This is a genomic window from Mesorhizobium sp. M7A.F.Ca.AU.001.01.1.1 (assembly GCF_004022735.1).
GTDB lineage: Bacteria > Pseudomonadota > Alphaproteobacteria > Rhizobiales > Rhizobiaceae > Mesorhizobium > Mesorhizobium ciceri.
In genome coordinates, this window is the sequence record NZ_RZPF01000084.1 from 1 (window position 1) to 12969 (window position 12969).

Consider the following 12969-nt stretch of genomic DNA (forward strand, 5'->3'; position numbering starts at 1 on the left):
GACCGAGCCGGCGGAGGAGTTGGCGCGGGAGTTGGCCGGCAAGCTGCCGGAGGGCATGGACCGCATCTTCTTCGTCTCCGGTGGCTCGGAGGCGACGGAATCCTGCATCAAGCTGGCGCGGCAATGGGCGGTCGCCACCGGCCAGGCCAGCCGCTGGAAGGTGATCACGCGTTTCCCCTCCTATCATGGTGGCACGTTGGGTTCGCTCTCGATCACCGGCGACGATGCGCTGGCCGAAACGTTCGAGCCGATGATGCGGGTGATGCCAACCGTGCCGGCGCCGAATGCCTGGCGCGACCGCGACAATCTCTCGATTGAGCAGCGCGGCATCCGCTATGCCGACATGCTGGAGGAGAAGATTCTTGCGGAAGGTCCAGACAGCGTGGTTGCCTTCATCATGGAGCCGATCGGCGGTGCGGCGACCGCGGCGCTGGTGGCCCCGGACAGTTATTATCCACGCATCCGCGAGATCTGCGACCGCTACGGCATCCTGCTCATCCACGACGAAGTCATGAGCGGTGTCGGCCGCACCGGCAAATTCCTCGGCGGCGATCACTGGAACTGCAAGCCAGACATCGTCGCCTTGTCGAAGGGGCTGGGCTCCGGATATGCGCCGCTTGGCGCACTCGCCGCACCGATGCGGCTGGTGCAGCCGTTGCTCGCCTCCGGCGGCTTCCAGCACGGCCACACCTATGCCGGCAATCCGCTGGCCTGTGCCGCCGGCCTGGCTGTGCTCGGCGAAATGGACCGGCTCGACCTGATCGCCAATGCGGCAGCCATGGGCGATGTGCTGATGGACGGGCTTAAAGGCCTGGCGAAGCGGTTTCCGTTCCTTGCCGACGTGCGTGGCAAGGGCCTGCTCACCGGCGCCCAGATGGTCGCCGATCCCGAGACCCTAAAACCGATCGACCAGAACAAGAAAGCCACGCAGCGGCTGCTCGACCTCGCCTATGAACGCGGGCTGATCATCTATGGCCGCAGGGTCAAGGGCGGCGTCGACGGCGACAATTTCATGGTCGCGCCACCGATGATCGTCACGGCCGAGCAGGTCGGCGAGATCATCTCCATCATCGGTGACTCGCTGGAGGTTCTGGCCGCCGAGCTCGACCTGCCGGTCGGAGGCCAGGGGTAAGAATGGCACCGCGAAAAGTCATCATCACCTGCGCCGTCACCGGCTCGGTGCACACGCCGTCCATGTCGCCCTATCTGCCGGTGACGCCGGACCAGATCGCCGCAGACGCGATCGCGGCGGCGGAAGCCGGCGCCTCGATCCTGCATCTGCACGCCCGCGACCCGAGGGATGGCCGCCCGACCGCCGATCCGGACGTCTACATGCAGTTCCTGCCGCGCATCAAGCAGGCGACCGATGCAGTGATCAACATCACCACCGGCGGCTCGTCGCTGATGACGCTGGACCAGCGGCTGGCAGCCCCTTTGCGGGCCGAACCCGAAATGTGCTCGCTCAACATGGGTTCGATGAATTTCGCGCTGTTCCCGATGCTCGACAAGCCGAGGGAATGGCAGCACGAATGGGAACCCAAGCTGCTGGAAGCCACCCGCGACACGATCTTCAAGAACACCTTCGCCGATATGGAAGCGGTGCTGGAAAGACTGGGAAAGGGCTGCGGCACGCGCTTCGAATTCGAATGCTATGATGTCGGCCATCTCTATTCGCTGGCGCATTTTCGCGATCGGGGGTTGGTGTCGGGACCGCTGTTCATCCAATTCGTCCTTGGCATATTGGGCGGCATCGGCGCCGACCCGGACAATCTCGTCCACATGAAGCGGATCGCCGACAAATTGTTCGGCGACAGCTACCAGTTCTCGGTGCTCGCCGCCGGCCGCCAGCAGATGCCGCTGATCTCAATTGCAGCAGCCATGGGCGGCAATGTCCGTGTCGGGCTGGAGGACAGTCTCTATGACGGCCGCCAGCTGGCGAAATCCAATGCCGATCAGGTGCGCCGTATCCGTGGCATTCTCGACGGGCTGTCGCTGGAGGTTGCAACGCCCACCGAAGCGCGCGACATGCTGGCGCTCAAGGGCGGCGACCGGGTGGCGTTTTGAGATGCTGATCTGAGATGAACCTGAAATGATTGCCTCGCCCAAAATCCGCCTCCGCCCCGGCCGAGTGGAAGACGTCGAAACCATCCACGCCGCGATCCTGAAACTCGGCACGCATATCGGTGCGCCGGAGGAGATCATTTCGACAGCAGATGATTTGCGCACCTACGGCTTTGGTGAAAAGCCCGCTTTCTCCACCCTGATCGCCGAAGTGGGCGGCGAGTTTGCCGGCCTTTGCCTGCATTTCCCGATCTTTTCGACATGGATGGGGCGGCCTGGCGTCTATGTGCAGGACCTCTATGTCGAGGATCGTTTTCGCGGCCGCAAGATCGGCGAGCGGCTGCTGCGGCGTGTTGCGGCGCAGTGCCGGAAGGAAGGCGGCGTCTATCTCCGGCTGTCCGTCGACACCGACAATGAAGGGGCCAAGGCCTTCTACGAGAGGCTGGGCATCGCCTGGTCGAGCTACGAACAGACCCAAAAAATCATCGGCGAGGCCTTCTTTGCTTTCGCCGACGCGCCGGAAAACGGGGATCAGGAATGAAAGCCTTCTATGCCGAGGAACAGAAGCGCCACGACCCCAGGGCCTTTCTTTCGAGCGGCGCGGCACAGCCCAATCCGGAAAAGCCGGAGCGCATCGAGAGATTGTTAGTCGGCGCACTATCTGCGGGTTGCACGATCGAGCGACCTCGGGATCATGGGCTCGGCCCGGCCGCGGCGGTGCACACGCCGGAATATCTGGATTTCCTCGAGCATATCTACGCGCGCTGGCAGCGCATCGAGGGCGCTTCGGCCGAAGTGATCCCCAACATCCATCCGATCGCGCGCAACGGCTCCTATCCGGCCTCGGCGGTCGGCCAGGCCGGCTATCACATGGCCGACACCGCCTGCCCGATCTCGGGCGAGACATGGCAGAGCGCGCTATGGAGCGCCTGGAGCGCGGTCGATGCGGCCGAGGCGGTGATATCAGGCGCACCGGCCGCCTACGCGCTGTGCCGCCCTCCCGGCCACCATGCCTTTGCCGATGTTGCCGGCGGCTTCTGTTTCATCAACAATTCGGCCGTCGCGGCGCAGGTTCTGCGCAAACGGGCCGCACGGGTGGCGATCCTCGATGTCGACCTGCATCACGGCAACGGCACGCAAGGCATCTTCTATGCACGGCCGGATGTGCTGACCGTCTCACTGCACGCCGATCCGGTGCGCTTCTATCCGTTCTTCTGGGGCCATGCCGACGAGCGCGGCGAAGGGCCCGGCCTCGGCTACAATTTCAACCTGCCGCTGCCGCGCAAATCCGCCGACGCGGCGTTTCTCGAAGCGCTCGAGGTGGCCTTCCAGCGTATCCGTGCCTTTTCGCCCGACGCGCTCGTTGTGGCGCTCGGCCTCGACGCGTTCGAGGGCGATCCGTTCGGCGGACTTTCGGTGACGACGCCTGGCTTCTCGCGCATCGGCGAGGCCATCGCAAAGCTCGACCTGCCGACGGTCATCGTCCAGGAGGGCGGCTACCTCTGCGACAAACTCGGCGACAATCTCACCGCGTTCCTCACCGGCTTCGGCGGCAAGATGCGGTGAGTGCTCAAGCCAGCGTTAGGAGCGCTGCTGCCTGAGCATGGCGATGACCCGATGCACACTTTCCAGCGTTTCGTCGATTTCGGCTGCCGTGTTGTAGTGAGCAATGCCGATGCGCACGACGCCATGCTCGGCTGGAATGCCGAGCTGGTGGACGATCTCCCAGGCGTAGTTGTGACCGGACCACAGGAAGATGTTTTCGGCGTTCATCTGCCGCACGATTGTCTCCGGCACGATGCGCTCGACCGTGAAGGAAACCGTCGGCACGCGATCGCCGAGCCGCTTCGGGTCGGTGATGCCGTGGACGGTCAAGCCCTCGATATCGGACAGGCCGTCGATCAGTTGTTGCGCCAGCGGGTTTTCGTACGCGATCGAAGCCGCGAACGCCTTGGCGATCTTCTGCCTTCTTGAACCGCCCTCGCCCGCCGCCGCGCCAAGGTCGGCAAAGTAGTCGACTGCGGCGGTGAGGCCGGCCATCAGCTCGATCTGCGGCGTGCCGAGTTCGAACCGCTCCGGCAGGCCATTCGACGAACAGCGGCATTTATAGGGCTGCAAGTCATCGATGACGTCGCGCCGGCCCCACAATATGCCCATATGCGGTCCGAAGAATTTGTAGGCCGAGCAGATCAGGAAATCGCAGCCGAGCTCCTGCACGTCGATCAGCCCGTGCGGCGCGAATTGGACAGCATCGACATAGACCAGCGCACCGGCATTCCTGGCTATCGCAGTCAGCGCCTTCACCCGGTTGATCGAACCGGTCAAATTGCTGGCGTAGTTCAACGCGACCAGCCGTGTCTTCTCCGAAAGCAAGCCAGCCAGCGTCGCCTCCTCGACCTGCCAGCTGGTTTCGTCGAACGGCAGCCAGCACACGACGAGGCCGTGATCCTCGGCCAGTTGCAGCCAGGGCGAGACGTTGCCCTCATGGTCCATGCGGGTGAGGATGATCTCGTCGCCGGGCTGCATCGTGCGGCCGAGCGTGCGCGAGATGTGGTAGGTCAGCGTCGTCATGTTGGCGCCGATGACGATTTCCTCAGGGCTTGCGGCGCCGAGGAAATCGGCCATGGCCTCATGTGCCTCATCGACGACGGCCTGCGCGGCAATCGTCGTTTCGAAGTAGCCGCCAAGGTTCGCATTGGTGGTCAAGAGACAGCGCGATACCGCATCCGCCACTGCCTGTGGCACCTGCGTGCCGGCAGGGTTGTCGAGATAGATGCGGCGGCGGCCCTTGTCGGTCAGAGAGAGAGCGGGAAATTTCCCCCGGATAGCCTCGATCGGAAAATTCATTGCCGCCCTTCTCCCATTGTAATCGTTGGATATTCGGCCAGAAATCCCCGTTCAAGGACAGGGATTGCCGACCCGCTGGTGGATCGCATCCACCGCCTTCTGCATTTCGTCGGTCCAGACGACGTCGACGGAAGACAGCGCCATATCGAGCTGCGCAACGGTCGTCGCGCCGACGATGTTCGAGGTCACGAACGGCCGGCTCGAGACAAAGGCGTTGGCAAACAGTGCCGGCTCCAGGCCAAAGGAGCGCGCCAGCTCATTGTATTCGAGTTGTGCCTCGGCGGCACCTGGCGTCTCGTAGCGCTGGCCGCGATTGAACAGCTGCGTGCGCGAGCCCTGAGGCCGCGCGCCGTGGTCGTACTTGCCGGTGAGATAGCCCTGCGCCAGCGGCGAATAGGGCAGCAGCGACACCTGCTCGCGCTCGCAGACCTCGGCGAGATTCACCTCGAAGGTGCGGTTGACGAGATTGTAGGCGTTCTGGATCGACGCGACGCGCGGGCCGATACCCTTGTCGGCTTCGGCAAGGAACCGCATCACGCCCCAGGAACTCTCGTTCGACAGGCCGAAATGCCGAATCTTTCCTGCCTTCACCAATTCGTCAAACACGGCAAGCGTCTCGGCGATCGGCGTTTCGCCGGCCGGTGCGCCGACGGAATCGGCGCGCGGCGACACGGCGCCGACGCGCGTCGGGTTGGCGCCCCAGGGGATATCCCGCTCCGGCCAGTGGATCTGATAGAGGTCGATGTAGTCGGTGCCGAGCTTGGTCAGCGACTTGTCGATGGCGTCAAAGATATCGGCGCGCACCAGTTGCGACGGCCTGTCGCCGCGAAACCAGCTGTTGGCCGTGCGGCCGACGACCTTCGAGGCCAAGATCACCTTGTCGCGGTTGCCCTTGGCCTTCATCCAGCTGCCGATGATCTTTTCGGTCCGCCCCTGCGTCTCCGCCTTGGGCGGGATCGGATAGAGCTCGGCGGTGTCGATGAAATTGACGCCGCGCGAGAAAGCCAGGTCCATCTGGGCGTGGCCTTCGGCCTCGGTGTTCTGCTGGCCCCAGGTCATGGAGCCCAGGCAGATCTGGGTAACAAGAAGATCGGTCCGACCGAGACGGCGTTTGTGCATGGATTCGGCTCCGGAGGAAGGCTGGCGCGACTGCGCGGAGGAGCCGCATCTATAGGCAAAGCAGAGCCGCTCTCCAAGCCTCGCCAGGCCGACTTTTGCGTGAACCAGCCGGGTTAGCGGCGAGCACCGGCCAGTGCACGACGCTTGGCCTCGTCGATCAGCATGTTGGCCACTTGCATGCGGATCATGGCGCGCTGGCGCAAATGTGGGGCGACGCGGTCGGGATGGTTGGCAAAGGCAAAGCTGCGGCGCATACGGCCGAAATCGGCGACCTGCTTGGGCTGATTGAGGCCGAGTTCGACGGCGATGGCTTCGGGATCGATCGGCGGCAGTTTTTCCTCGGGCTTTGGCTCTTCGCCGGCGAGAACCAGCTTGGCATGATCGAGCAAAGCGGCGAATTCGGTCGCCAGATCCGCGCCCGCCTCGCGATATTCGGCAGCGGAAACCTTGATGCGGCCGGAATGGAGTTCATCGGCCACCGAAAGATAGTCGAACGGGATGGATGGACGAGCGCCGGCCTCTTCGCCCTCGCCATTCTTGTCGGGGGCGATGAAGAGGTCGTCGAGCAACGAAGCGAAATCCCGCTTGGCGCCAGTAGCGATGTCAGCCTCCCCCTCGCCCGACCATTCGGGTATCGAAGCATAGAACCGGCTCGTTAAAAATGCATGGCACCGATCTCAATGAATTTAGCCGTCGCCTCGTGGCAGCCATGCAGCCAGCATTCGAGGCTACGATGCGCGTCAGCAAAAGTTTCACCCGGTTGCGGAAAATGGCGAAAAAAATCGCCAAGACATGGCAGGTATGCAAATGCTGCACTGCACAATTGTCACGATTCACCTATATTGGCAGCCGTGGAGGACCAATTTGGGGCTTGAATCATGGGTTTCTTCACTGAAATGTTCGCCCGGCCTCGGCCACAGGAACATCTGAGATACCGCTCGGCGCTCGCGCTGCTTCATTCGATGAGCAATGCCGACCGCGCCGACATAGGGATCAAGCCGGCCGACTTCCCCCGCATCGCCCGCGAAATGTCCATTCGCTAGCTGCATCCGGTGTTCAGGATGTCCCGGATCGGTCCGGGACACCTCCAAAAAATTCAATTCCTTAGCGCGATCCCAGGAACGTCGCCTTGCCCAACGGTACGCCATTGTGGCGAAGGATGTCGTAAGCCGTGGTGAGATGGAAATAGAAGTTGGGCATGGCCACATGCAGCAGATACTGCAGGCCGGGCATCGAGCTTTCGCGTCCACCAAGCTTCAGCTCGATGATCTTGTCATCGGAGCCGTCGAATTCGGCAGCCGAAAATGTCGCGAGAAGGTCGAGCGTCTTCGTGATGCGAGCCTGGACATCGGCAAAACTCGCCTCATTGTCCTCGTATTTCGGCACTTCGCGGCCGGCGAGCCGTGACGGCGCGCCCTTGGCATGATCGGTGGCGATCTGCACCTGCCTGGTCAAGGCGAACATGTCCGGCGCCAGCCGCGCCGTCAGAAAAACCTGCGGGTCTATCTTGCGGTCCAGCGCATTCTGTTCGGCGGTCGCAAGCACATTGGAAAGCGCTTTCAGCCTGGCCGAAAACACCGGCACGGATGCCTCATACATCGATATCGTCACGTCAAATCTCCTGCCCGGCCCAGCGCCGGCGGACGCGACGTAGCGCCTTCGTGCAGGATTTTTCAAGGCCGCCGACGCCGCGTCACCACGTTGCCGCAATCGCCGTCGTAGAATCCTCTTATCGAGCGGAGGTTCCCGATGAGATGCGCCCTTTTCGCAGCGACTGCCTTTCTCTCCCTTGCCCCGATCGGTCAAACGACCTTGGCAGCCGAAGATGCCCGCGAAACGCCCTATGTCGACGACCGGTCGAGCGCCGATGCTGTTGTGCGTTCGCTCTACAGCGCCATCAGCCGGCACGAATTCGCTCGCGCCTGGGGGTATTTCGGCGATACAAAACCGGCAAAGGATTTCGACAGTTTCGTCAAGGGCTATGACGGCACCGACAAGGTCGAGGTCTTGACCGGGGCGGTTTCCGACGAAGGGGCGGCCGGCAGCATTTTCTACAACGTGCCCATCGCCATCCGCGCCACCGACAAGAGCGGCGGCGAAAAGGTTTTTGCGGGCTGCTACACGCTGCGCCAGGTGAATGCCCAGATCCAGGCGGAGCCACCCTTCGATCCGATCCACATCGAGAAGGGGGCACTGAAACCCTCCGCCGCCGATTTCGAGGAGGCGCTGCCGCCAAGCTGCGGCGATGGGCCGCCGCCACCGAAGAAGGACACTGCGCTGGAGCAGGCAAAGAAGGCGTTTCTGGCAACCTATGGCGGCCAGTGCGACAAACAGTTCCTGGCCGACGAGCCGACGGTCTTTTCAATCAAATACAAGGACAAGGATGCGCAGCCCGGCGACCCCGACAAGGAGACGCGGCTGTTCCATTTTTCCTGCTCGGCCGCCGCCTACAATGAAAGCTCGGTCTATTATATGACCGACGAGACATCGGCCGTGCAGCAATTGCAATTCGCCGAACCCAAGATGGACATCCGCTACGAGAACAATGACAGCAACGGCAAATTGCTGGGCATGAGCATCGTCGGTTTCCAGACGTCCGGCTGGGCGGTCAATTCCGACTATGACGAGGCCACCCAGACGATCACCACGTTCAACAAGTGGCGCGGGGTCGGCGATGCTTCCGACGCCGGCACGTATCTGTTCCGCAACGGCAATTTCTCGCTGGTCCAGTACGACGTCGATGCATCATATGACGGCGAGCAAAATCCCGAGACTGTCGTCGACTACAACACTGCGCCTTGAGCGTCACACGGGCTTGCAGGCAGCCTGTCAGGGCGACTTCGACAGCATCCAGTTGAGCGTGCCGCGCCAGTCGGTCATGCGGATCGGGGTGCCATGGGTGCCGGTCTCGAAACGAACGAAACGGGTCGGGTAAGTCTTCGATTTGGCCAGGATCGAGCGAAAGAATGCCTCCTGATTTGCCACTGGGAAGACCACGTCGTGACTGCCCTGGCCGAAAAAGACCGGCACACGGCGCTTGAATGCTGGGCTGGTGAAAAAGCTCTCATCCCATAGCGAGCCGAGCAGCAGCAGGCCGTTGATGCGGCCGCCCATGTCCTTGCGCGCGGCAAGCTTCCAGCACAGCGCACCACCCATCGATCCGCAGGCAACGAAGATCTTCGCGCCTGGCGACCGGTCGGCATAGTGACCGATCAGCGCTGCCACCTGCGCTGCTCCCTTGTCGCCGAAATCGGTAAAATCCGGGCTAAGGTAGAGGCCGCCATTGCTGGCCATCAGGTTCTTGAGCCGGTTGAAATTGCCGCCGAAGGTGAAGTCGTCGACGCCTTGCTTGCGGCTGCCGCCCTGCCCGTGCAGGTAAAGCACGATGATGCCGGCGCCCTCGGTCTTGCCGACGGCGAAATGCCTGATATCGCCGGCGTCGGTTTTCAGCAACAGATCCTGCTGCACCTTGCGCACGCTGGCGTCGGTATATTGGGCGTTCACCCGCCGCTCGGGCACCTGGTCACGCTGGTTGATGTCGCGCATCTCGCGGTAGTCGATGACCGTGTAGGCACCGTTGCTGTCGGACGACAGCGTGGGCGGATAGGCGAAGAGATCGTCCTTGAAGGGTTTTAGGGACAGCGTCTGACTTTGCGCGGCCGACGACAGCAACGCGGTCGTGACTGCAAAGGCACAGAAAATTTGGCGGCGAAAAGACATACCCAACGCATGCGTAATTCGGCTTGGGTTTGTCAATCCTGCAGCACACCGCCGGCGCCTTCCAGCGCCTCGCGCGTGTCGACATCGACAGACGCCGCCGCGCCGATCTCGACATCGATGACATCGAGCCCTTCGGTCTCGACCAGATGGCGTGCACCGGTGTCGCCCTCCAGATGGGCGATCGCCGGAAACAGCGAACGCGGCAACAGCACCGGATTGCCGCGCTTGCCGTCATGCGAAGCGCGGACCACCGCATTGCCGCCGCCCTTGCGGAACGCATCGATCAAGCTGTCGAGATCGTCGGACGTGATATCGGGCATGTCGCCGAGCGCGATCATCACACCGGCGGAGTCCTCCGGCAGATAGGCAATGCCGGCCTTCAGCGACGTGGACAAGCCGTCGGTAAAATCAGGATTGTCGGCGAAGGTCACGTCGAGGCCCGCCAGCGCAGCGCGCACCCGCTCGCGCTGGTGGCCGGTGACGACGACAGTTCTGGACGCCTTCGAGCCAAGCGCCCGCTCGGCGGTGCGGCGCACCAGCGGCTTGCCGTCGAACAGCGCCAACAGCTTGTTCGGCCCGCCCATGCGGCTCGACCGGCCGGCCAAATCTCAGCTGAAGGTCGGCATCGTGCTGCTGGCGGCCGTGTGGGGATTTCCATCAGCAGCCCGCCGACCCCCATGCCGGCAATATCCCTGGCGGTCACGTCGAGACCGGCGATCAATCGGTCCAGCACCCAATCGAACCCGTTCTCCTTGGGACTGCGGGCGCAGCCGGGCGCGCCGATGACGTGCTTGCCGCCGAGCGTACCGAGCACCAGCAGATTGCCGGGATCGACCGGCATACCGGCGCGGACGACGGTACCGCCCGCCCTCTCGATCGCCGCGGGAATGACATCGGCGAAATCGCTCATCGCCGAGGCGCCGAAGATCACCACCATGTCATTGTCGCGCACCAGGGAAGCCGTGGCCTCCGCCACCGGCGCGATCTCATGCGCCGTGCGGCGCTCGGCCGTCAGCCTGCCGCCGGTGCGCGCCAGCCGCGCTTCGGTGACGCGCAGCGTCTTGTCGAGCACGGAAGGCTTGATGCCCGGCAGAACCGTCTGGATGACGCCGACACGCACGGGCCGGTAGGCATTGACGGCAAAGATCTCGCCTGCGGCGCAGATTTCTGTCGCAGCGTCGACCAGCGCTGAACCGACCGCGAAGGGAATGATCTTCACCGTCGCGACCATCTGGCCTTTCTCGACCGGCGCATGCTGCGCCAGCGTGGCGATGGTGATGGCGGGATCGATGGCATTGATGGCGTCGATGGCAGCGGCATCGACCGTGAAGATGCCCGGCGCCTTGGCGTGGAGGTTGACCCGCCCGGTCGCGGCAGGCTTGGCTTCGATGCCGCGAAAGGCCATGCTCCCGGCAATCGTTTGCGCGGCCGCATCCTCGCCGAGGTCGTCTTCAGCCAGAACAGCCGCAACGACCTCGGAAACACCGGCAGTCCGTAGCAGCGCCACATCTTCGGCGCTCAGCCTATGCGCCTTGCGGAAGCGGCGTTCACCAGCGGTGGTGGAGTGTGCCAGCACCGCGCCTTCCGCCGTCTCGATCGGGATCGGTCCGAATTTCACGCCGCCGCACCTTTTGCGTCCAGCCCGCGCGAGCGGAAGGCATGGATCGCCTGGGCCAACACCGCAACAGCAATCTCTCCCGGGCTGGCAGCACCAATATCGAGCCCGATCGGCGCATGAATACGGGCGATCTGGTCGGCGCTCGCGCCCAGCGCCAGCAAACGTTCGACACGCTTGGCATGCGTCTTCCTGCTGCCGAGCGCGCCGACATAGAAGCAGTTGGCGTCTAGTGCTGCCTTCAGGGCGAAATCATCGACCTTGGGATCATGGGTGACGGCGGCAAGTGCGGTGTAGCTGTCGAGCGGCTGACGCTTCAGCACATCCTCCGGCCATTCGGCATGAAGCGCCACATCGGGAAAGCGGTCCGGCGTGGCGAAAGCGGTGCGGGGGTCGATGATCTCCACGGGATAGCCGGCGATCTTCGCCATCGGCGCCAGCGCCTGGCTGATATGGACAGCGCCAATCACGACCAGACGCGGCTGCGGCAGATGCGCGTTGAGAAAGAAAGTCCGCCCCTCGGCTTCGACCGAACCGGAATTACCGGTGCGAAACGCCCTGGCGATCGCGGTTCCGAGATCGCCGGCGACGTGATCGCCCTCGCGCACGATCCGGTCGCGCCCGTCACCGAGATCGGTGACAAGGATCGCCGCACGGCGGGCGCGTCGTTCGGCGTTCAAAGTTTTTAAGGCGTAGGGATCCATCAGGAAATCTCTTGTCCGAGCATCATCTTGTCCAAAAACCGGGTCCCACTTTTTGGGATCATGCTCTAGCCCAGTCTTTCCACGTACACCTTGATGCGGCCGCCACAGGACAAGCCCACTTGCCATGCGGTTTCATCGGCAACACCGAACTCCAGCATCCTGGCCTTGCCGCTGTCGATGACGTCGATGGCCTCGCTGACCACAGCGCCTTCGACGCAGCCGCCCGAGACGGAGCCATGGAAATTGCCGTGTGCGTCGATGACCAGATGGCTGCCTACAGGTCGGGGCGCCGAACCCCAGGTCTCGACCACTGTCGCGATGGCCACGTCCTTGCCGTCCTTCATCCAGCCCTCCGCAATGATCAGCGGGTCGCGGGCCTCATCCAGATAAATGCTGTTTTCCATGACCGTTTCTCCAGAAGTCTGTTTTTCTCGGGATCTGTTTTCCGGATGGGAAGGATATGGTTATGCGGCGCGCCTCGCGCCAGCTTCCAGCCATCGGCGCGGATCGACGGATTGTGCCGACTTCTTGTCCAATGACGCGCAGAGATCGGCGAGCGCATCGAGATTGTGCACCGAGCGGAACTCGTCGACATGCGGCAGCATCGCCTTGACGCCACGGGCGCGCGCCTGGAAGCCGTCGAAGCGCAGCAACGGGTTCAGCCAGATCAGCCGCCGGCAAGATTTGTGCAGGCGCTCCATCTCCTCCGACAGGCCGGCGACATCGTCGCGCTCCAGCCCATCTGTGATCAGAAGCACGACCGCCCCCTGCCCCAGCACGCCCGCGGCTACCACGTACTGGAAAGCGGAGCGGCGGCGTTCACGGAGAAAGAATGACCGAGCTGAAACCGCGCGCCGCGCCACGGACGATCGACGAGACGCTCGATCTCCTGACCGGTGCGGA

General features: G+C 63.2%; 13 protein-coding genes and 2 pseudogenes. 6 read left to right on the forward strand and 9 right to left on the reverse strand.

The genetic code is table 11. The annotated features are described in order from the left end of the window. The 4 genes from EN884_RS07745 to EN884_RS07760 form a co-directional block, all read left to right on the forward strand. The coding region (locus EN884_RS07745; RefSeq protein ID WP_164894948.1) for an aminotransferase class III-fold pyridoxal phosphate-dependent enzyme at positions 1-1132 on the forward strand (1132 nt) is incomplete at its 5' end. Between the two features lie 2 nt (positions 1133-1134). Beyond that, on the forward strand, positions 1135-2064 hold the full coding sequence (locus tag EN884_RS07750; protein ID WP_013532100.1) for a 3-keto-5-aminohexanoate cleavage protein: 930 nt from the start codon (positions 1135-1137) through the stop codon (positions 2062-2064). A gap of 25 nt (positions 2065-2089) precedes the next feature. Beyond that, positions 2090-2602 (forward strand): GNAT family N-acetyltransferase, encoded by a 513-nt coding sequence (locus EN884_RS07755; RefSeq protein ID WP_013532101.1) that lies wholly within the window; start codon positions 2090-2092, stop codon positions 2600-2602. Continuing rightward, positions 2599-3627, forward strand: coding sequence for a histone deacetylase family protein (locus EN884_RS07760; protein WP_063167833.1), 1029 nt, complete (start codon positions 2599-2601; stop codon positions 3625-3627). Before EN884_RS07755 ends, EN884_RS07760 begins: the two co-directional genes overlap by 4 nt. Positions 3628-3642: 15 nt before the next feature. Here the strand turns inward: EN884_RS07760 and EN884_RS07765 are convergent, their stop codons facing one another. The 3 genes from EN884_RS07765 to EN884_RS07775 form a co-directional block, all read right to left on the reverse strand. After that, positions 3643-4908, reverse strand: coding sequence for a cysteine desulfurase-like protein (locus EN884_RS07765; protein ID WP_063167832.1), 1266 nt, complete (start codon positions 4906-4908; stop codon positions 3643-3645). A gap of 51 nt (positions 4909-4959) precedes the next feature. Then, positions 4960-6027, reverse strand: coding sequence for an aldo/keto reductase (locus EN884_RS07770; RefSeq protein WP_027162642.1), 1068 nt, complete (start codon positions 6025-6027; stop codon positions 4960-4962). A 113-nt stretch (positions 6028-6140) separates the two neighbouring features. Then, positions 6141-6596 carry a hypothetical protein gene (locus EN884_RS07775; RefSeq protein ID WP_081714352.1) on the reverse strand — a complete coding sequence of 152 codons (456 nt, stop codon included), beginning with the start codon at positions 6594-6596 and terminating at the stop codon, positions 6141-6143. Positions 6597-6905: 309 nt separating this feature from the next. Between EN884_RS07775 and EN884_RS07780 the strand changes: the two genes are divergently transcribed. Then, on the forward strand, positions 6906-7070 hold the full coding sequence (locus tag EN884_RS07780) for a hypothetical protein (RefSeq protein WP_023810361.1): 165 nt from the start codon (positions 6906-6908) through the stop codon (positions 7068-7070). Between the two features lie 61 nt (positions 7071-7131). Here EN884_RS07780 and EN884_RS07785 read toward each other — a convergent pair whose 3' ends face one another. Further along, positions 7132-7638 carry a DUF1993 family protein gene (locus EN884_RS07785; protein ID WP_063167831.1) on the reverse strand — a complete coding sequence of 169 codons (507 nt, stop codon included), beginning with the start codon at positions 7636-7638 and terminating at the stop codon, positions 7132-7134. A gap of 138 nt (positions 7639-7776) precedes the next feature. On the opposite strand from EN884_RS07785, the gene EN884_RS07790 reads away from it, so the two are divergent. Then, positions 7777-8829 carry a DUF1176 domain-containing protein gene (locus EN884_RS07790; protein ID WP_063167830.1) on the forward strand — a complete coding sequence of 351 codons (1053 nt, stop codon included), beginning with the start codon at positions 7777-7779 and terminating at the stop codon, positions 8827-8829. 27 nt (positions 8830-8856) lie between these two features. Here EN884_RS07790 and EN884_RS07795 read toward each other — a convergent pair whose 3' ends face one another. From EN884_RS07795 to EN884_RS07815, 5 genes and pseudogenes are all read right to left on the reverse strand, one after another. Continuing rightward, complete coding sequence (locus EN884_RS07795; protein ID WP_063167829.1) at positions 8857-9747, reverse strand: phospholipase; 891 nt, start codon at positions 9745-9747, stop codon at positions 8857-8859. A 32-nt stretch (positions 9748-9779) separates the two neighbouring features. Beyond that, positions 9780-11365 (reverse strand): annotated as a pseudogene (locus EN884_RS07800) (molybdopterin-binding/glycosyltransferase family 2 protein). After that, positions 11362-12066: an XdhC family protein gene (locus tag EN884_RS07805; RefSeq protein ID WP_013532111.1), complete on the reverse strand. Its 705-nt coding sequence runs from the start codon at positions 12064-12066 to the stop codon at positions 11362-11364. Before EN884_RS07805 ends, EN884_RS07800 begins: the two are co-directional and overlap by 4 nt. A 65-nt stretch (positions 12067-12131) precedes the next feature. Continuing rightward, positions 12132-12470 carry an XdhC family protein gene (locus EN884_RS07810; protein WP_063167827.1) on the reverse strand — a complete coding sequence of 113 codons (339 nt, stop codon included), beginning with the start codon at positions 12468-12470 and terminating at the stop codon, positions 12132-12134. A gap of 60 nt (positions 12471-12530) precedes the next feature. Further along, positions 12531-12845, reverse strand: a pseudogene (locus EN884_RS07815) (VWA domain-containing protein); the annotation flags it as partial. Positions 12846-12969: the final 124 nt, after the last annotated feature.